This is a genomic window from Deinococcus metallilatus, from assembly GCF_004758605.1.
GTDB lineage: Bacteria > Deinococcota > Deinococci > Deinococcales > Deinococcaceae > Deinococcus > Deinococcus metallilatus.
Genome location: NZ_CP038512.1, coordinates 353,934 through 371,738 on the forward strand (window position 1 = coordinate 353,934; position 17,805 = coordinate 371,738).

Consider the following 17,805-nt stretch of genomic DNA (forward strand, 5'->3'; position numbering starts at 1 on the left):
AATATACTAATTCGTGTTACTGGAGGAAAAGAATGATCACAATTGGCCTTGAATATCGTTTCTTGCGGGACACTACCGGTAGGGTTTGGGCCAAGACTCAATGCGATGAAGCATTTTGGCGGAAGTATACTGAAGTTCTTGGGAATATTAATATTGTTGCCCGCATAAGAGAAGTATCAGAAAAGCCTGAAGATTATCTGCGTTCTGATGGTCCAGGGATTGACTTTAAGGGTATTCGGGACTATCACGGCCCAGCTTCATTTCTGAGATACATCTTTCCAGTAATTGGCGATATAGTAAGCTATACAAAAGATTCGTCGCTTCTTATCTTAAGGACTCCAGGGCTAATTGAGAATGTTATGTATCTAGTCGCTCGCGCTCGCCACATTCCTTTCGCTGTTGAAGTGGTTGGTGATCCACAAGAGGTATTTGCGAACAATGGCGCTGGTGGACGAGTGGCTCCATTATATGAGCTGTTTTTCACTAGTATGCAGCGTTGGATGTGTCGTGATGCCGAAGTCGTTTCATACGTCACTGGTGAGACTTTGCAAAAGAAGTACCCCAACAGTGCAGGGAGAGAACATGCTGTTTCTGACGTTTATCTTCCCGACGAAGCTTTTCTGCCTGAGCCGCGCCACTTTAAGAAGTTGCCCTCGCCCTTAAGCATGGTCATGGTAGGATCGCTAGAAGTGCCGTATAAGGGTGTAGATGTTGCTCTTCGAGCGCTCAGTAAAATCAAAAATTATGTCAACGCAACACTGACTATTGTTGGGGACGGCGTACTTAGGCTTGAACTTGAGGCTATGGCACACTCTCTCGGCTTGCAACAGCAAGTGCGTTTTTTGGGCGCTTTGCCAGCGGGGGAAGCTGTACGTAAAGAGTTGCGTCAGGCGGATCTATTTCTAATGCCCTCAAGGACGGAGGGGATGCCCCGCGCCTTACTCGAAGCGATGGCCCTTGGACTGCCTGCGCTGGCCTCACGCGTGGGCGGAATCCCGGAGGTTCTGGGTGAGGACTACCTCTTTACCTCTGAGCAGCCGGATGAGCTGGCGGCCCTGTTGATGCTGCTCACACCCGAAAAACTCGGCAAGATGTCCAGTGAGAACCTGCAAACGGCTCGGAAGTACCATCTGTCCAATACGACACGAGCGCACAGAGAGTTTTTGCGGGAAGTCAAAGCGCTCATGGCAGAGAACAAATGAGAGCATCTCAACAGACCATCTTCTACTCCGTCACGATCTCCTTCAGCCTCAGATTCCTCAAAGGGCAACTGGGGCGTCTGGAGGAGCATGGCTGGCGGGTGCTGGTCAGCGCGGGTGAAGACCCCACTACCCCTGGCGAGCTGGAGGCCTTCGCCCGGCAGGAAAAGGCTCTGGCCATTCGTGTACCCATGCACCGTGAAATCAGTCCGCGTGCTGATCTGGTTTCGCTGGCTCGTCTGTTTCTGACGTACCGCAAGGCACGGCCCACGGTCATCAATGTGGGGACGCCCAAGGCGGGACTCCTCGGGGGCCTGGCGGGTGTCGCAGCCAGAGTGCCCATCCGCATCTACACGCTGCACGGCCTGCGCCTGGAGACGGCCACGGGGGCCAAACGCCAGCTTCTGACTGCGATGGAACGGCTGGCGATGGCTTGTGCTCACCGCGTCGTGTGTGTCAGCCCCAGCCTGCGTGAGCGTGTCCACGAACTGGGGCTGGCTCCAGCCAGCAAGACGGTGGTGCTGGGGGCCGGGAGTGTGAACGGCGTCCCCCTCCCCGATCCGGCAGCGACCCTGGGCGCCAGCGCCGAACTTCGGCGGACGCTTCCGTTGCCCGAGGGGACGCCGGTGGTGGGGTTCGTGGGAAGGTTCACGCGGGACAAGGGCATTGCCGAACTGATGGCGGCCTATCGCCAGGTCCGTTCGCAGTTCCCGGCAACAAGGCTGCTCCTGGTGGGGGATTACGAGGCTGGCGATCCGGTCCCGGCGGATATACGGAAGGCGATTGAAAGTGATCCGTCGGTCATCCATGTGGGCTTCGTCCCCGACGTGACCCCCTACTACCCGCTGATGAGCGTGCTGGCGCTGCCCACCTACCGCGAGGGTCTGGGACTGGTGGCATTGGAGGCGGCGGCGGCAGGCGTCCCCGCCGTGACCACCGACGCGACCGGCGCACGTGATGCGGTGCAGGAGGGTGTAACTGGCTGGCGGGTTCCTGTGGGAGACAGCGGCGCTCTGGCCCGGGCCCTGCTGGAAGCGTTGACCCAACCGGAAGTGGCGCGCGCCCGTGGTGCAGCCGGGTACCGGCGTGTCCGCGAAGAGTTCGCCCCCGAAGTGGTACAGCAGCACTGGAAAACCTACTATCAGGAACTGCTGGCGGCGCGCGGACCGGGACGAGGCCAGGCGGTGAAGCGTCCCGCCGCCCGATCAACCTCACCGGCTTTGCTGGGCGTTCCGCTGGCGCTGCTCGCCGGTTTGCTGTATGTGAAACAGAGGCGGAAGGAGTGCCCCCTCGCACGACCAGCCAGGCGGTGCAGCGGGTTTGGCGCCTCCAACGAATCTACGAGACGAGGAGAAGTGAACGACGCATGACAATGAGTCACCCTCACGCGCCCGCAGGGCGTCTTCTGATGACCGGCGCGACCGGCAACACCGGCCTGGCGACGCTGCGCCGCCTGCGGGCGCTTCAGCCCGAACGGCCCGTTCTTGCCCTGGTGCGCGCGAGTACCGACACGGCGCCGCTGGCCGAACTGGGCGTTCCCTGGCACGTCTGTGACCTGGACCGTGCGGAAACGTACCTTGGCGTAGTGCAGCCCGGTGATGTCCTGCTGGAAACGGCCAATCTGCGGCACGCACGGGCGCTGCTGCCTGCCCTGGCCGGAGCGGGCGTGACACGCGCCTTTTGTGTGACGACCACCGGCGTCTTTTCCAAACATCACTCGTACTCGGCGCTGTACCGCGAGATCGAGGAGGAGATGCGGCATGGGCTGGTCCAGGTGACGATCCTGCGGCCCAGCATGATCTACGGAAACGAGCGGGATCACAACATGCACAAGCTGCTGCGTTTCATTGCCCAAGTGCCCCTGTACCCGGTCTTCGGGACTGGCCGCGCACTGATGCAGCCTGTTCATGTGGAGGATCTGGCAGAAGGGGTGGCGCGGGCCGTCACGCAGGATGCCCGCGGGGAATTCAACCTGGCAGGCCCGGTCGCGCTCCCCTACCGGCAGATCGTGGACGAAGCCTTCCGGGCGCTGGGTCGGCGGGGAGTAATGCTGTTCGTTCCGGTGGGGCCGGTGGCGGGCCTGGTGAGTGTGTTGCAGCGGGTGCCGCGCTTTCCCGTGAAGCATGAGCAGGTGATTCGCCTACAGGAGGACAAGGCGTTCGACATCGGCGCGGCGCGGGAGGCTCTGGGGTACGCGCCCCGGACTTTTGCCGAGGGAATCGCGCAGGAGGCTGCACGCTTGCGGCAGGTGGGGCTGCTGTGAAGTCGCCTGTACGGAGCGGAAGTGTCCGGGCGGCCGTGTACGAGCCGTTCAAGCTGACCTTCGACCGCTGCCTCGCTGCGGTAGGTGTGTTGGCATTGTTGCCGGTGATGGCCGTGGTGGCCGCGCTGATCTTCCTTGATGATCCCGGCCCCGTCCTTTTCCGGCAAAGCCGCGCCGGACGCGGGCACAGGCCGTTCACCATCTACAAGTTCCGCACTATGAAACGGAACACGCCTAACGTTTCCACCGAGGAGATGCGGCGGCTGAAACTCAGCCCCTACACCCGCATCGGGCCGTTCCTGCGCCGCACCAGCCTGGACGAGTTGCCGCAGCTCCTCAATGTGCTGCGTGGCGAGATGAGTCTGGTCGGCCCCCGACCGGCCCTCATGACGCAGCAGGTGGTGTTGAGCGGCCGGGAAGCGGCGGGTGTGGATCAGCTCCGCCCAGGCATCACCGGCCTCGCTCAGATTACCGGCCGGGACGACCTGCCCGACGAGGAGAAGATTCGCCGGGATATGGCCTACCTGCATCAGATCGGGCCGCTGACGGACATCATTATTCTGTTCTATACCTTGCGTGGCGTACTGGGTGCGCGAGGTGCCTACTGAAATTCACGTCCGAATGAACGTGATGTGATGGAATGGAGAACAGGATCATGAGCGTCACATCAAACACGCCACTGAAATTCCTCCTTGACCTCGCCCTGTGGGGCAGTGCGGCACTGCTGGCCTACGCCTTCCGGCAGCCGGGGCTGGTAAGGCTGGGTATTCCCATGAGCGTGTGGGGCTACCTGCTGCTCAGCGTTCTGGTGATGGCGATGCTGGAAGGCCGGTATGGACTGCACCGGCAGACCTGGCGGCGGGTCGGGGTGCTGGACCTCAATATGCTGGCGCGGGCGGTGGCCCTGGCCACCCTGGTGATGTTTGCGCTGGGCTTCGTCTTGCAGACGTGGCTGCAACTGCCGCGCAGTGTGCCCGTGCTGGCGGGGGTGCTGGGTTTCCTGCTGATGGGCGGGGCACGGCTCGTGGCCCGCCGGACCAGCGAGCGGGTGCGGCTTCAGGCGACGCCCCTGCGGCAGCGGGTCCTGATCGTGGGCGCGGGAGAGGCGGGCAGCCTGATCGCGCGGGAGATGCAGCGGCACCCGGAAGCAGGCCTGGACCCCATCGGCTTTCTGGACGACCAGCCGGGCAAGGTGCGGCAGCGGGTAGTGGGCCTGCCGGTGTTCGGACGGGTGGAGGAGCTGGTGGAGGTCGCCCAGCGGGAGGGTGCACAGGAGATCCTGATCGCCGTGCCTTCCGCGGCGGGCGAGTTCGTGCGGCGGGTGGTGGACCTGGCACGGGATGCGGGGCTGCGCTACCGCATCATTCCGGGCGTGTTCGAGATTCTCAGCGGTGACGTGAACATCAACCAGATCCGCGACGTGAACCTGGAAGACCTGCTGCGCCGTCCCCCCGTCCACCTGAATACCGCTGAGATCGCCGGGTACCTGTGCGGGCGGGTGGTGCTGGTCACGGGCGCAGGGGGCAGCATTGGCTCCGAGATCGTGCGGCAGATCGTGAGCTTTGCGCCAGAGATGGTGCTGCTGTTTGGTCGAGGGGAGAACAGCATCTTCGGTATTCAGCAGGAGCTACTGCGCCGCTGGCCGGACATCAAACAGGTGGGCCTGATCGGTGACGTGCGCGACGAGGCGCGGTTGCGGGCGGTCTTCGAGCAGTATCGCCCGGAGGTGGTCTTTCACGCGGCCGCCCACAAGCACGTCCCCCTGATGGAAGAGACCCCTTCAGAGGCCATCCTGAACAATGTGGTCGGCACGCAGAATGTAGTGGAGCTGTGTCTGGAATACGGCGTAACCCGTCTGGTGAATATCTCCACCGACAAGGCCGTGAACCCGACCAGCGTGATGGGCGCGTCCAAACGCATTGCCGAAATGGTGGTTTCGGCGGGCGCGGCCCGTGCCCGTGAGACGCAGGCGTTCGTGTCCGTTCGCTTCGGGAACGTGTTGGGCAGCCGGGGGAGCGTGGTCCCGACCTTCATGGCCCAGATTCGCGCGGGCGGCCCCATCACCGTGACGCACCCGGACATGGTCCGGTACTTCATGACCATTCCTGAGGCGGCACGTCTGGTGCTTCAGGCGGGCGGCCTGGCCGAGAACGGCAAGGTCTACGTGCTGAACATGGGCGATCCGGTCAAGATCGCTGACTTGGCGCACGACGTGATCCGTCTGAGCGGCGCGCAGAATGTCGATGTGGTCTACAGCGGCATCCGCCCCGGCGAGAAACTCTACGAGGAACTTCTCACCAGCGGCGAGGGCATCGACGCCACGACCCACAGCGAGATTTTCAGTGCCAAGCTGGACGCTGTCGCCCCCGAATTCATTGCCAGCCGCCTGCACACGCTGCGTGCTTACGCCTTACACAACGACGCCGAGGCGATTCGCCGGGAACTGCGCCGCCTGATCCCCGAGAACAAATTCGGGAGCATCCGGTAGCCTGCGGGGCAGGCAGGCCTGCCTGTGGAGGCTGTGGTCAGCCTCACTCTGACAACGGGTACAATTACCGTTATGAAGGTGTTGGTTACAGGTGGTGCTGGGTATATTGGAAGTACTGTTTGCTCGGCCCTCAAAGATGCTGGTCATGTGCCGGTGATCCTCGATTCTCTGATCACGGGCCAGAGGGCTTTTGTCAAAGATCGGATTTTTTATCATGGCGACATCGCGGATGAAGTGCTCCTGCGCCGTATTTTTGCAGAGCATCCTGATATAGGAGCAGTTATTCACTTCGCGGCCCTAATTGTTGTGCCGGAATCCGTCGCCGTCCCTCTTCGTTACTATCAGGAAAATGTTTCCAAGTCGATTATTCTCTTCCAGACATTGCTTGACCATGACGTAGAAAGGGTAATCTTCAGCTCAAGTGCGAGCATTTATGACACTACCTCTGCTACATGTGTCTCAGAAGAAAGCTCCTTGTTGCCAGCGAGCCCCTATGCCAGAACCAAGCTGATGATGGAGATGATTCTGGAAGATGTCTGTCGGGCCTCCAATCTGCGGGGTATTGCACTGCGCTACTTCAACCCCATAGGGGCCGACCCGCAGTTTAGAAGTGGGCCGTACCGGCATGATCCCTCACATGTCCTGGGCCGAATGCTGGAAACAGCCAGGGGACGGTCCGGGCCTTTTCAGGTGACGGGCGTGGATTACCCGACGCGAGATGGCACGGGCTTACGCGATTACATTCACGTGTGGGACCTAGCTCTGGCGCATGTTCAGGCTGTGGAGCAGTTCGACCGGGTTTTTGAACGCGCGCAGGCCCGGGGAATGAAGGGGCACTATCTGGCGCTGAACGTAGGCTCAGGCAACGGCGTAACCGTTCGGGAACTGATCGGCGCTTTTGAACATGCGTCCGGACTGAAACTGCCCCATCAGGATGCTGCGCGCCGTCCTGGCGATTCACCCGGCGCCTATGCTGTGATCGAGCGGGCGCGTGAGCTGCTGGGGTGGGAACCACGCTCCAGTACGGAGACAGCTATCCGCAGTGCGTTGGAGTGGGATGAACGGTACCATCAGGCTGTCAAATCCTAGCTGACCCCTCATCCCTCACTCCATTCTGGAATCCGTACTTTTTCTTTCTCCCTCCAGTCGGGTTTTACCGTTAGGGCGCTATTACACGGCTATTCAACTGGAAGTCATATCAGGACTTCGTGTGCGGCGGGGCGGGAATGAACAGGAGCTTTTGTACATCGAGATTTCGGTCCACGATAGGACCGACAAAAGGGTTGGTCAGTTTGACCGTTACCGGCCCTCTGGAGACTGGTAATTGTACAAACTCACGTTGTGCTGAAGTTTGCTTTTCCAGAAGCTGCTGACCATTCTGCTCGAACAGGAGAACGGGAAAAGCCCCCCGAGCTTCACGCCCCATCACATAGAACTTCAGCCGCCCACGCCCGCAAGGCACAAGGGTGGCTGGTATCTCGGAAACCAGGACAGCCGTGTTGGCTTCTGGATACCAGCCACCGGCACCCTTAGGGACATGAATGTCCAGTTGTCTACAAGCGGATTGGGCGAGTGAAAAGCCGTCCAGATTGGCCACACGAGCATTCATGAAGTAGTAATCATTGAAATAGCCGATAGTCAGCCGTCCCGCTTCAGGGATCTTCAGCTTCAGGGTTTTTCTTCGGTCAAAGCTCTCTACAGCGAGGGGCTTGGAATTCAGCATAAAGGTCAGCTCCGGGGCTGCTCCTGCGGCCACCTGGCCTTCGGCGGTGACCAGCAGTGTTCCTGCGGAGCAGAGATCGGTCTGGAGCCACGAGAGGCCCTGAAAGTGAAAGCCGCTGCCCTGGGGGGTGAGGCCATTGTCTTCCCGCTGATAGCCAACCCGGTAGGTCGGTGGCTGAGTGCAACTCAGTTCTGGCTTGACCAGGTCTAGGGAGGGGACGTTTTTCGTCCGCTGAGCGAGAACCGTCAGCAGTGCTGCGGGGATCAGGGGGAACAGCAGAAGTGCCAGCCGGACGTTCCGGGGCGTCATGGCTTGATCTCCACGTTCCAGGCACGGCGTCCTGCGGGTGTGGGACGAGTGCTACCCTCTCCGACGTAGAGCAGCAGTTCCAGGCGCTGCCGGGGGACCGGTTGCAGGTCGCCACTCAGCGTGAGCAGCGGGGCCTGGCGGGAGGCCGGAGCCGTGAAGTCGATGGTCACGATGGGCATGCAGCTGTCCGTGCAACTGCGGAGATTGGCCCGATATTTCCCTGGAGGAAGGTCAAACTGCGCGAACGCCGTATATGCCCTGGGGCTCCTGACCTGTGTGGGGGCATTCAGAAAGCGCAGGCTTGGGGGCGGACGGACCTGCGGAGCGGGCAACCTACTCGCCAGGAGAGGAAACGAAAGTGCCAGCATCAGCCCGGCGGCCCAGCCTCCCACAGCGCCCAAGCTCGTCGGTGCCAATCTGAGCAACTGCGCCCCCGCGGCCACCCAGAACACCTCCGCGAAAAAGGGGCTGGGGACCAGCAGCGTATTATCGTTGGCCGTGGCGACCAGCAGGCCGGAGATGACGGCCAGACCGAGTGGGTTACGGTTCTGAAAGACCGCAGTGACCACCGCGCCCAGCAGGACAAACAGCCCCAGCAGGCCTAGGGGTCCTGTCTCAGCAAGTTGTTGCAGAGCAATATTATGGGCAATCAGCCAGGGGCTGCCCAGCTTTTTCACCCATGGGGGACAGGAGGGAGCAGTGCCATTTGCCGCCATCCACAGTTCACAGTTGTCTCCTGGGGGAGCCAGCCGTTGACCCAGCAGATAGCTGCCCACACCGCTGAGCGGCTCACTCCTGATCACCGAGAGGGTGTTGTACCAGACGATGTCCCGTCCAGTGGTGTCGGCGTTGCCCAGCCGGGTGATGGCTGCTACCTCCAGCTTTTTCCCCAGGTAGAACCCGCCTGCCAGCAGGACCGCCCCGACCAGCACACCCAGCGCCAGCCGCCAACCCCGGCGGATGATGAACCCCGCCACGCACCCAACCAGGGCAGCGGCCAGTGGTCCGCGGCTCCCCGAGAGCAGCAGCACGCCCAGGCCCAGCAATCCCAGAGGGACGCGCCACAGCAGCTTGCCTCCGGCGAACAGGGCCAGCCAGATGCCCACAGCCCCAGCCAGCCCCAGCGTGATGGGGGTCATGTAGGGATGGCTCAGGCGAGAGCTGAAGGGGTCCGCACCGCTCAGGCCGCTAAAGACCAGCGCCGTCACATACACGACCATCAAGCCGATGCCCAGCCACCGCAGCCGCTCGCTTTGCCTGAGCGAGACGCCCACCCCGATCAGCCCGAGCATCAGTAGCGTGCGGACCAGGGCCAGGAGGCTGGCGAGGAGCGGTTCGGGCGAGAACAGGGCCGGGAGTTGCTGGCTGAACGCGTAGAAGCCCAGGACCCACCACGCGGCGTGGGGCAGCCGCCGGAGTTGCGGCAGGGCCAGCAGGGCCAGTGGCGAGATCACGTACAGGGCGGGCAGCGCGGCCAGCCAGGGAGGAATCCAGCGCAGCGGAGCGGGCGCGGGGGCTTCGGCAGGGCGCGTCACGCGCGCCACTATAGCGGCCCCACATGATGGGCAACAAAGCAAAAACCCCCGCCGGAACGGAGGCTTCTGATGGTGACCCCAACGGGATTCGAACCCGTATCGCTACCTTGAAAGGGTAGTGTCCTAACCGTTAGACGATGGGGCCACACCACTTCAGCTTGCCAGTGCTCGCTGCCTTTCAAGGGGCGCCCTGTTCGGGCACGCACGGAAGAATAGCGGAGGGCCGGGAATCCGTCAACTGCCTGCGGAGCGGGGCGCCGCTGGTAGATTGGGAGGACGGAAACCCTATGCCTATCAACTTCGGTACCGACGGCTGGCGCGACATCATCGCGGAGGACTTCACGTACGAGAACGTCCGGCAAGTGGCCCGGGCGCATGCACAGGCGCTGCGGGCCGCCGGGGGAAACTCGGTGGTGGTGGGGTTCGACACCCGTTTCCAGGGCGCCAACTTCGCGCGGGTGGCGGCGGAGGCGCTGGCGGAGGGCGGCCTGAACGTCCTGCTGGCCCGCGAGTTCCTGCCGACGCCCGCCCTGTCGTTCGCGGTGGTGCATCACCGGGCGGCGGGCGGCGTGATGATCACCGCCAGCCACAACCCGCCGCTCTACAGCGGCTACAAGATCAAGGGGGCGTACGGCGGCAGCGCGACGCCCGCCCTGGTGGCGGAGATCGAGCGGGCGCTCGCGCAGCCGCAGGCCTATGAGGGCCCCCCCGGAACGGTCCAGTCCTTCGACATCCGGGGGGCGTACTACGCGGGGCTGGACCGGCAGCTTGATCTGGAAACCCTGCGCGGTTACCGGGGAACGGTCATCCACGACGCGATGGGGGGCGCGGCCGGGGGGTGGCTCACGGGCTACGCGCGGCACGCGGGCCTGGCGCTGGACCTGCGCGAGCTGCACGGCCAGCCCGACCCCATGTTCTACGGCGTGAACCCCGAGCCGATTCCCCAGAACCTGGCGGGACTGATGGCCGCCCTGAGCGCGGAGACGGGCACCGCGCTGGGGGTGGTGACGGACGGGGACGGCGACCGGGTGGGCGCGGTCACGGCGGGGGGACACTTCTTCAACAGCCACCAGATTTTCGCGGTGCTGCTGCGGCACCTGCACGGGCGCGGCCTGCGCGGGCGGGTCGTGAAGACGGTGTCGGGCAGCCGCGTGATCGAGCTGCTGGCCAGGCGGCTGGGGCTGGACCTGCTGGAGACGCCGGTGGGCTTCAAGTACATCACCGACGCCTTTCTGGAAGGCCAGCAGGACGAGGCGCGGGCCGTGCTGATGGGGGGCGAGGAGTCGGGCGGCCTGGGAATGGGGGCGCATATCCCCGAACGGGACGGCCTGCTCAACAGCCTGCTGCTGCTGGAAGCGGTCGCCGCGAGCGGCCGGAGCCTGGACGAGCTGTTTGCCCAGATCGAGGCCGAGGTGGGCTTCCGGCACCACTACGACCGCAACGACCTACGCCTGAGTGCTGGCTTCGACAAGAACGCGCTGCTGAAGGAGGCGCGGGGCTATACCGAGGTCGCGGGCCACCCGGTCGAGGGGATCAAGACCACCGACGGTGTGAAGCTGCTGCTGGCGGGCGGGGCGTCGGCCATGTTCCGGGCGTCCGGCACCGAGCCGGTGGTGCGCGTGTACGTGGAGGCGCAGTCGCCGGAGGCCGTGCAGGCCATCCTGAACGAGGCGACGCGCCGCGTCCTGGCGCTGGATACGGTGCAGCCCGCCTGAACCAAAAGGGGAGGGGCGGGAGGCCGAAGCTTTCCCGCCCCCCTTCCCGGTTCTCTTTACATATGCAGCGCGCGCTTGTCCGTCGCCAGCGCCGCCTCCTTCACCACTTCGGAGAGGGTGGGGTGGGCGTGGACGGTGCGGCCCAGGTCTTCGGCGCTGGCCCCGAACTCCATCAGGGCGACCGTCTCGCCGATCAGTTCGGAGACGTTCGGGCCGACCATGTGGACGCCGAGGATCTTGTCCGTGTCGGCGTCCGCGACGACCTTCACGAAACCGCGCGGGTCGCCGTGGCCCAGGGCGCGGCCGTTGGCGCTGAAGGGGAACTGGCCGGTCTTGACCTTGTGGCCCTGTTCCCTGGCCTGCTTCTCGGTGAGGCCCGCCCAGGCGATCTCCGGGCTGGTGTAGATCACCCAGGGGACCACGGCGTAGTTGACGTGCCCGGCCTGCCCGGCCAGCAGCTCGGCCACCGCCACGCCTTCCTCCTCCGCCTTGTGGGCCAGCATCGGGCCGCCGATCACGTCCCCGATGGCGTAGATGCCGGGGAGGTTGGTGCGGAAGTGGTCATCCACTTTCACGAAGCCGCGCTCGTCGAGCTGGAGGCCGACCTCCTGGGCGCCCAGGCCCGCCGTGTGCGGCACGCGCCCGATGGACACGATCAGCTTGTCGAAGCGGGTGGTCACCGGCTGGCCCTTTTCCTCGTAGGTGACGGTGACGCCCGACTCGTCCTGCTGCACCTCGGTGATCTTGATGCCGAAGTGGAAGTCGAGGCCCTGCTTCTGGAGCTGCTTGAGGGCTTCTTTGCTCACGGCCTCGTCGGCGGCCAGCAGGAACCCGGGGAGGGCTTCCAGAATGGTCACCTGCGCGCCCAGGCGGCGCCACACGCTGCCCAGTTCCACGCCGATCACGCCCGCGCCGATCACGCCGAGCTGGGCGGGCACCTGCTCGAAGGCCAGCGCCCCAGAGTTGTCCACGATGTTCCCGCCGAAGGGCACGCCGGGAAGCGCGCGGGGGCTGCTGCCGGTCGCCACGATCACGTTCTTGGCGCGAACTTCCTTCCCCGCCGCGTCCACGATCCAGGCTTCACCGTCCTGACGGACCAGGCGGCCCAGGCCGTGGATGCTGGTCACCTTGTTCTTCTTGAAGAGGTAGGCGACGCCGCCCGTCAGCTTGTCCACCACGCTTTCCTTGCGGCCCAGCATCTTGCCCAGGTCCACCGTAGCGCCGTCCACCTGAATGCCGTGCTCCCCGGCCTCGCGCGCGATCATCTCGAACTTCTCGCTGGAATCGAGCAGCGCCTTGCTGGGAATGCAGCCGACGTTGAGGCAAGTGCCGCCCAGAGAGGCCTTGCCGTTCCGCTCGAAGGCGTCCACGCAGGCGGTCTTGAACCCGAGCTGCGCAGCGCGAATCGCGGCCACGTAGCCCGCCGGGCCGCCGCCAATCACCAACACGTCGTAAGAATCCATAACCACCCCCGAGCGTACCACCCGCTTCCCGCGCCAATAGGGCCGCGTTCCCGTTGCAGGGACAGCTCTCGCCGGTTATGCCCGCCGGTAGCGTTTCACGGGGCGCCCGATGCCCCGCGCGTCCGTCTCGGCGCTGGCCTCGCCCGCCTCCACCAGATGTTCGAGGTACCGCCAGGCGGTGACGCGGCTGAGGCCGAGGGCCTGCCCGAGTTCGCTGGCGCTGTACGCCCCGCCGCCCCGCAGGGCCGCCCGGACGCGGTGGAGGGTTTCGGCGTCCAGCCCGGAGGCGGGCACCGGGGGCCGGGCGAACAGCGCGTCGAGGTGCCCCTGCCGCACGGCGTCCTGCCCCCACAGGGCGGCGCGTTCACGCACGCGGTCGAGGGCCAGGGCGAAACGTTCGGGCGTGCAGGGTTTCACCAGGTAGTCGGCGGCTCCCAGGGCCAGCGCGTCCTGCACGCTGGGGATGTCGCTGGCGGCGGTGAGCAGGATCGCGTCCACCCGCTCGGAACGGGCGCGCCACTCACGCAGCAGGTCCAGGCCGCGCCCATCAGGCAGGTACACGTCGAGCAGCAGCAGGTCGGGATGCAGCGTCCCCGCCATCACCCGCGCCACCCGCAGCGTCTCCGCCGTGCCCAGCACCTCGAAATCCCCGGCCCCTTCCAGCAGGCCCCGGTGCAGCGCGGCGATGCGCGGGTCGTCCTCGACGATCAGGGTGCGGATGGGCGTCATAACGGGACCTCCAGGGTGAAGCGGGTCCAGGGGCGGCCTGCCGGGTCGAGTATCCGGTCATGCACCAGGGTCGCGCCCAGGGCATCCGCGCGGGCCTGCATCAGCGCGAGGCCCACGCCGCGCCCGGGTCCCTTGCTGCTCACCCCCCGCCGCGTGAGGGTGGCGGCGAGCGGCGCGGGCACGCCGGGGCCGCTGTCGCGCACCTCCACCACCAGGCCTTCGGGGTCGTGGGCGATCAGGAGGCGCACCTCGCCGCCCGGCTGGCCGTCCAGCGCCTCGAAGGCGTTTTCGAGCAGATTCCCGACGCTCAGCTCGATCAGGTCCAGCACGCCGGGCGGCAGATGTTCCGGCAGCGCGGTGAGGGGATCGAGGATGAGGGTGAGGCCCAGCTCGGCGGCCCGCTCGTACTTGCCCAGCACCAGCGCGGCCAGGCGCACGTGGCGCAAGGCTCGCACCGCGTCGGCGTGGGCCGCGTGGCGGTCCGACTGCGCGTAGATCAGCTTCAGCGCCTCCCGCGTCTCCCCGAGGTGCAGCAGGCCCGCCAGGGTGTGCAGCCGGTTGGTGAATTCGTGGGTCTGGGCGCGCAGCAGGTCGGCGTAGCGTTGCGCCTGGGTCAGTTCGTCGGCCAGGGCGCGCATCCGGGCGAGGTCGCGCAGCGTCACCACCTGCGCGCCGTCGGGGGCGGGGCGGACGCTGACCAGCAGGGGCCGGTCCCGCACGGTCACCGGGATGGGCGACTCGGGGCTGGGATCGTCCAGCAGCGGGGCGGGCAGCAGCCGGGTGAGGGGCACCGGGAGCCTGTCCGCCGCGTCCCCGCCCACGCCGAGGAGGGCGCGGGCCTGCGGGTTCATCACGTGGACCTGCCCGCCCCGCACGACCAGCACGCCTTCTTCCAGCGCGTTCAGCACCGTGCGGTAGTGCAGCAGGCCGCCCGCGATCTGTTCGGGTTCGAGGTCCAGCATCTCGCGCCGCACCCGCCGCGTCAGGAGGGACGCCAGCAGCAGCGCGAGCGCCAGCGCCCCCACGTACCAGGGCAGCGCCACCCGCACCACCGCCTGAAACACGTCCCCCAGGCGCGGCAGCAGAAAGCCCACGCTGGCGAGGCCGAGGACCCGCCCGTCCCCCGCCAGGACCGGCACCTTCGCCCGCACCGAGCGGCCCAGCGTGCCCTGAACGGTTTCGGTGACGCTGCGCCCTTGCAGGAAGCTCTGGAAGTCGCCGCCGACCATCGGCTCGCCCAGCCGGGCGGGGTTGGGATGGGTCAGGCGGCGGGTGGCGCGGTCCGTCACGACCACGTAATCGGCGCCCAGCAGCGCGCGGTACCCGTTGATCAACTCGTTCAGCCCGTCGCGGGTCTGGGCGTCCCCCTCCAGCGCGGCCCGAACCGGGGGCAGGGTGGCGATCAGGCGCGACTCGCGCAGCGCCCGCTCGGCGTAGGTGCGGTGGATGGTACCGCGCAGGGTGGTCGTCGCCAGCAGGGCCAGCGGCAGCGCCAGCAGCAGGAAGGCGGCGGCAATCGAGAGAAAGAGCCGGGACTGCACCCGCAGCAGCCGGGGCGTATGCGGCAGGGCCACCTCCCGTGCCAGGTTGGACACGCTGGCGGGGGCGGACCTGGGGGCAGGACGCAAGAACACCGCGTCCAGTCTGGCAGACCCCCGCCCGCCCCCCTGGAATTTCGTTCACGCTGCGGACAATAAGGGGCGGGAAGGGGAGACGTTTTTCTGCACCCACCGCAGAAAATCCGGTCATTAAAGGTTCGATGAAGAGGAGGGGCGGAGCCTTCTTTGGCCCATGCGCCAGCATGTCCGCGCAGATTCCTGCCTCAACTTTTTCCGTTTCCCTCTCTCTGTGTGCCGGGACGCACGCTGCCCGGTCCTTTTCCGCGAGGTGTATCCATGCCCAGGATTTTCCGCAGCCTGTACGTCCAGGTGCTCATCGCCATCGTGCTGGGCATCCTGGTGGGCTTCCTGTTCCCGAGCTTTGGCGAGAGCCTCAAGCCGCTCGGGGACGGCTTTATCAAGCTGATCAAGATGCTGATCGCGCCGATCATCTTCGCCACGGTGGTCAGCGGCATCGCCCACATGCGCGACACGAGGAAGGTGGGGCGTGTGGGCGGCAAGGCGCTGATCTACTTCGAGGTGGTGACGACCTTCGCGCTGATCATCGGACTGGTGATCGCCAATGTCCTCAGACCGGGGCACGGGATGAACGTGAACCCCGCCACCCTCGACACCAGCGCCATCAGCAAGTACACCCAGGCCGCCGGGGAGCAGAGCGTCAGCGACTTCATCCTGAACATCATTCCCAACACGCTGGTCAGTGCCTTTACCGAAGGGGACCTTCTCCAGGTGCTGCTGATCGCGGTGCTGTTCGGCTTCGCGCTGATGAAGCTCGGCACGCTGGGCGAGAAGGTGCTGGCGGGGATCGAGGCCGTGAACAACGCGGTCTTCGTGATCCTCGGCTTCGTGATGCGGCTCGCCCCCATCGGGGCCTTCGGCGCGATGGCCTTTACCATCGGCAAGTACGGCGTGGGCACGCTGGCGCAGCTCGCCTACCTGATGGTCGCCTTCTATGCCACCTGCCTGCTGTTCGTGTTCGTGGTGCTGGGGCTGATCGCCCACTTTGCCGGGTTCTCCATCTTCAAGTTCGTCCGCTTCATCAAGGAAGAGCTGCTGCTGGTGCTGGGCACCAGTTCCAGTGAAAGTGCCCTGCCGCGCCTGATCACCAAGCTGGAATATGCCGGGGCCAGTCGCAGCGTGGTCGGGCTGGTGGTCCCCGCCGGGTACTCCTTCAACCTCGACGGCACCAGCATCTACCTGACGATGGCGACCCTCTTCATCGCGCAGGCCACCAACACGCACCTCAGCCTGGGGCAGCAGCTCGGTGTGCTCGGTGTGCTGCTGCTGACCTCCAAGGGGGCGGCGGGCGTGACCGGCAGCGGCTTCATCACGCTGGCCGCCACCCTCAGCGCGGTAGGACACGTGCCGGTCGCGGGCCTGGCCCTGATCCTCGGGGTCGACCGCTTCATGAGCGAGGCGCGCGCGCTGACCAACTTCGTGGGCAACGGCGTGGCGACCCTGGTGATCGCCCGCAGCGAGAACGCCCTCGACACCAGCCGCCTCCAGCGTGTCCTGAACGGCGAGGAACTCCCGCCCGCCACCCCCGAGGTCGCCGCCGAGGAACGCGGCGAGGGCCGCCAGCTCGACTCGCCGCGTCCGGCGTAAGCGCGGAAGAAGAAATGTGCCCCCTCGGTGATGAGGGGGCGTTTTTCGTGGGGGAGCAGGTGGAGTAGCCCTGGGACGTGGTGAGGGCAAGCTGGGGCTTGCCACCCCCCTCCCAACCTCCCCCGCACGGGGGGAGGGGTTAAAAACTCCTTCCCCCACGCTCTCTCTTTCCAAGCTTCAGGGCGTCTGGCGTTGCAGGGCCGCGTATTCGCTCGCCACCCGTGCCGCCACCGCCGCGTTGTGCCGCACCAGCGCAATATTCGCCGCGAGGCTGCGGCCTTCCGTGATCTCCACGATGCGGCCCAGCAGGTACGGCGTCGTTTCCTTGCCGGTCAGGCCGAGGGCGGCCATGTCCGAGAGGGCGCGTTCGATGTGCGGGGTGATCTCAGTGGCGGGAATCTCGGCCTCCTGGGGAATCGGGTTGGCGAGCAGCACGCCGCCGGTCAGGCCCAGCGTCCATTTGGCGTGCAGCACGCGGGCCGCCTCGGCCTCACTCTGCACGGTGAGGGGCGAGGCGAAGCCGCTCTGGCGCGAGTAGAAGGCGGGGAACTCGGGGCTGCCCAGCGTGATAGCGGGGACCCCGTGCGTCTCCAGCACCTCCAGCGTGAGGCCGATGTCGAGGATGCTCTTGACCCCGGCGCTGACCACGCATACGTCGGTGCGGGCGAGTTCGGTCAGGTCCGCGCTGATGTCCATGCTCTCGCTCGCGCCCCGGTGGACGCCGCCCGTGCCGCCCGTGGCGAAGACGCGGATGCCTGCCAGCGAGGCGATTCGCATGGTGGACGCGACCGTCGTAGCCCCGTGCCCGCCCAGCGCGACGGTGAAGGGCAGGTCACGGGTGCTGATCTTCTGCACGCTCCTGTCGGCGGCGAGCAGTTCCAGTTCGTCCGGCGTGAGGCCCACCTTCAGGCGGCCGCCCAGCACGGCGATGGTGGCGGGCGTGGCGCCGTTCTCACGCACCACCGCTTCCACGCCGCGCGCCATCTCCACATTCTGCGGGTAGGGCATCCCGTGGCTGATGATGGTGCTTTCGAGGGCCACGACCGGCCCGCTCGCAGCGAGCGCGGCGGCGACTTCGGGGTGAAGGTCCATGAGGGCGGCGACCTGCGGGGGGATGGGGGTGGTCATGGGGACTCCTTTGGGGTATCTGGGCCGTG

Annotated in this window: 14 protein-coding genes and 1 tRNA gene; 8 read left to right on the top strand and 7 right to left on the bottom strand. The window is 65.6% G+C overall.

The window, feature by feature from the left end:
- Nucleotides 1-32: 32 nt before the first annotated feature.
- The 6 genes from E5F05_RS07625 (at nucleotide 33) to galE (ending at nucleotide 7,039) form a co-directional block, all read left to right on the top strand.
- Nucleotides 33-1,202: a glycosyltransferase family 4 protein gene (locus E5F05_RS07625; RefSeq protein WP_129118042.1), complete on the top strand. Its 1,170-nt coding sequence runs from the start codon at nucleotides 33-35 to the stop codon at nucleotides 1,200-1,202.
- Nucleotides 1,199-2,569: a glycosyltransferase family 4 protein gene (locus tag E5F05_RS07630; RefSeq protein WP_129118043.1), complete on the top strand. Its 1,371-nt coding sequence runs from the start codon at nucleotides 1,199-1,201 to the stop codon at nucleotides 2,567-2,569. Before E5F05_RS07625 ends, E5F05_RS07630 begins: the two co-directional genes overlap by 4 nt.
- Before the next feature lie 38 nt (nucleotides 2,570-2,607).
- Nucleotides 2,608-3,462, top strand: a complete 855-nt coding sequence (locus E5F05_RS07635; RefSeq protein ID WP_164973392.1) for an NAD-dependent epimerase/dehydratase family protein — start codon at nucleotides 2,608-2,610, stop codon at nucleotides 3,460-3,462.
- Entirely contained in the window at nucleotides 3,459-4,070 is a 612-nt protein-coding gene (locus tag E5F05_RS07640; protein WP_129118045.1) for a sugar transferase, read from the top strand. Before E5F05_RS07635 ends, E5F05_RS07640 begins: the two co-directional genes overlap by 4 nt.
- 47 nt (nucleotides 4,071-4,117) lie before the next feature.
- Nucleotides 4,118-5,950: a polysaccharide biosynthesis protein gene (locus E5F05_RS07645; RefSeq protein ID WP_129118046.1), complete on the top strand. Its 1,833-nt coding sequence runs from the start codon at nucleotides 4,118-4,120 to the stop codon at nucleotides 5,948-5,950.
- Nucleotides 5,951-6,022: 72 nt separating this feature from the next.
- Nucleotides 6,023-7,039 (top strand): UDP-glucose 4-epimerase GalE, encoded by a 1,017-nt coding sequence (gene galE, locus E5F05_RS07650; RefSeq protein WP_129118047.1) that lies wholly within the window; start codon nucleotides 6,023-6,025, stop codon nucleotides 7,037-7,039.
- A 109-nt stretch (nucleotides 7,040-7,148) separates the two neighbouring features.
- Here the strand turns inward: galE and E5F05_RS07655 are convergent, their stop codons facing one another.
- The 3 genes from E5F05_RS07655 to E5F05_RS07665 all read right to left on the bottom strand — a co-directional run bounded on the left by E5F05_RS07655 (nucleotide 7,149) and on the right by E5F05_RS07665 (nucleotide 9,662).
- Nucleotides 7,149-7,982, bottom strand: a complete 834-nt coding sequence (locus E5F05_RS07655) for a hypothetical protein (RefSeq protein WP_129118048.1) — start codon at nucleotides 7,980-7,982, stop codon at nucleotides 7,149-7,151.
- The gene (locus E5F05_RS07660) at nucleotides 7,979-9,517 is read right to left on the bottom strand and encodes an O-antigen ligase family protein (RefSeq protein ID WP_129118049.1); all 1,539 of its coding nucleotides are present in this window, start codon (nucleotides 9,515-9,517) and stop codon (nucleotides 7,979-7,981) included. Before E5F05_RS07660 ends, E5F05_RS07655 begins: the two co-directional genes overlap by 4 nt.
- A gap of 70 nt (nucleotides 9,518-9,587) precedes the next feature.
- Nucleotides 9,588-9,662: transfer RNA gene (locus tag E5F05_RS07665), tRNA-Glu, on the bottom strand.
- Between the two features lie 142 nt (nucleotides 9,663-9,804).
- Here E5F05_RS07665 and E5F05_RS07670 point away from each other — a divergent pair.
- Nucleotides 9,805-11,232 (top strand): phosphoglucomutase/phosphomannomutase family protein, encoded by a 1,428-nt coding sequence (locus E5F05_RS07670; protein WP_129118050.1) that lies wholly within the window; start codon nucleotides 9,805-9,807, stop codon nucleotides 11,230-11,232.
- A gap of 56 nt (nucleotides 11,233-11,288) precedes the next feature.
- Here E5F05_RS07670 and lpdA read toward each other — a convergent pair whose 3' ends face one another.
- From lpdA to E5F05_RS07685, 3 genes are all read right to left on the bottom strand, one after another.
- Complete coding sequence (lpdA, locus tag E5F05_RS07675; RefSeq protein ID WP_129118051.1) at nucleotides 11,289-12,695, bottom strand: dihydrolipoyl dehydrogenase; 1,407 nt, start codon at nucleotides 12,693-12,695, stop codon at nucleotides 11,289-11,291.
- Between the two features lie 75 nt (nucleotides 12,696-12,770).
- The gene (locus E5F05_RS07680; protein ID WP_129118052.1) at nucleotides 12,771-13,424 is read right to left on the bottom strand and encodes a response regulator; all 654 of its coding nucleotides are present in this window, start codon (nucleotides 13,422-13,424) and stop codon (nucleotides 12,771-12,773) included.
- Nucleotides 13,421-15,058: an ATP-binding protein gene (locus E5F05_RS07685; protein ID WP_241687081.1), complete on the bottom strand. Its 1,638-nt coding sequence runs from the start codon at nucleotides 15,056-15,058 to the stop codon at nucleotides 13,421-13,423. The genes E5F05_RS07680 and E5F05_RS07685 overlap by 4 nt, the downstream gene beginning before the upstream one ends.
- Before the next feature lie 261 nt (nucleotides 15,059-15,319).
- Here E5F05_RS07685 and E5F05_RS07690 point away from each other — a divergent pair, with 261 nt between their 5' ends.
- Nucleotides 15,320-16,648: a dicarboxylate/amino acid:cation symporter gene (locus tag E5F05_RS07690; RefSeq protein WP_129118053.1), complete on the top strand. Its 1,329-nt coding sequence runs from the start codon at nucleotides 15,320-15,322 to the stop codon at nucleotides 16,646-16,648.
- A 177-nt stretch (nucleotides 16,649-16,825) separates the two neighbouring features.
- On the opposite strand, the gene E5F05_RS07695 is transcribed toward E5F05_RS07690, so the two are convergent.
- Nucleotides 16,826-17,776 (bottom strand): pseudouridine-5'-phosphate glycosidase, encoded by a 951-nt coding sequence (locus E5F05_RS07695; protein ID WP_129118054.1) that lies wholly within the window; start codon nucleotides 17,774-17,776, stop codon nucleotides 16,826-16,828.
- Nucleotides 17,777-17,805 lie beyond the last annotated feature (29 nt).

Coding starts and splice junctions, on each gene's coding strand:
- E5F05_RS07680 (WP_129118052.1), bottom strand. CDS start 13,424: ATGACGCCCATCCGCACCCTGATCGTCGAGGACGACCCGCGCATCGCC.
- E5F05_RS07695 (WP_129118054.1), bottom strand. CDS start 17,776: ATGACCACCCCCATCCCCCCGCAGGTCGCCGCCCTCATGGACCTTCAC.
- E5F05_RS07635 (WP_164973392.1), top strand. CDS start 2,608: ATGACCGGCGCGACCGGCAACACCGGCCTGGCGACGCTGCGCCGCCTG.
- E5F05_RS07670 (WP_129118050.1), top strand. CDS start 9,805: ATGCCTATCAACTTCGGTACCGACGGCTGGCGCGACATCATCGCGGAG.
- E5F05_RS07690 (WP_129118053.1), top strand. CDS start 15,320: ATGCCCAGGATTTTCCGCAGCCTGTACGTCCAGGTGCTCATCGCCATC.
- E5F05_RS07630 (WP_129118043.1), top strand. CDS start 1,199: ATGAGAGCATCTCAACAGACCATCTTCTACTCCGTCACGATCTCCTTC.
- E5F05_RS07655 (WP_129118048.1), bottom strand. CDS start 7,982: ATGACGCCCCGGAACGTCCGGCTGGCACTTCTGCTGTTCCCCCTGATC.
- lpdA (WP_129118051.1), bottom strand. CDS start 12,695: ATGGATTCTTACGACGTGTTGGTGATTGGCGGCGGCCCGGCGGGCTAC.
- galE (WP_129118047.1), top strand. CDS start 6,023: ATGAAGGTGTTGGTTACAGGTGGTGCTGGGTATATTGGAAGTACTGTT.
- E5F05_RS07625 (WP_129118042.1), top strand. CDS start 33: ATGATCACAATTGGCCTTGAATATCGTTTCTTGCGGGACACTACCGGT.
- E5F05_RS07645 (WP_129118046.1), top strand. CDS start 4,118: ATGAGCGTCACATCAAACACGCCACTGAAATTCCTCCTTGACCTCGCC.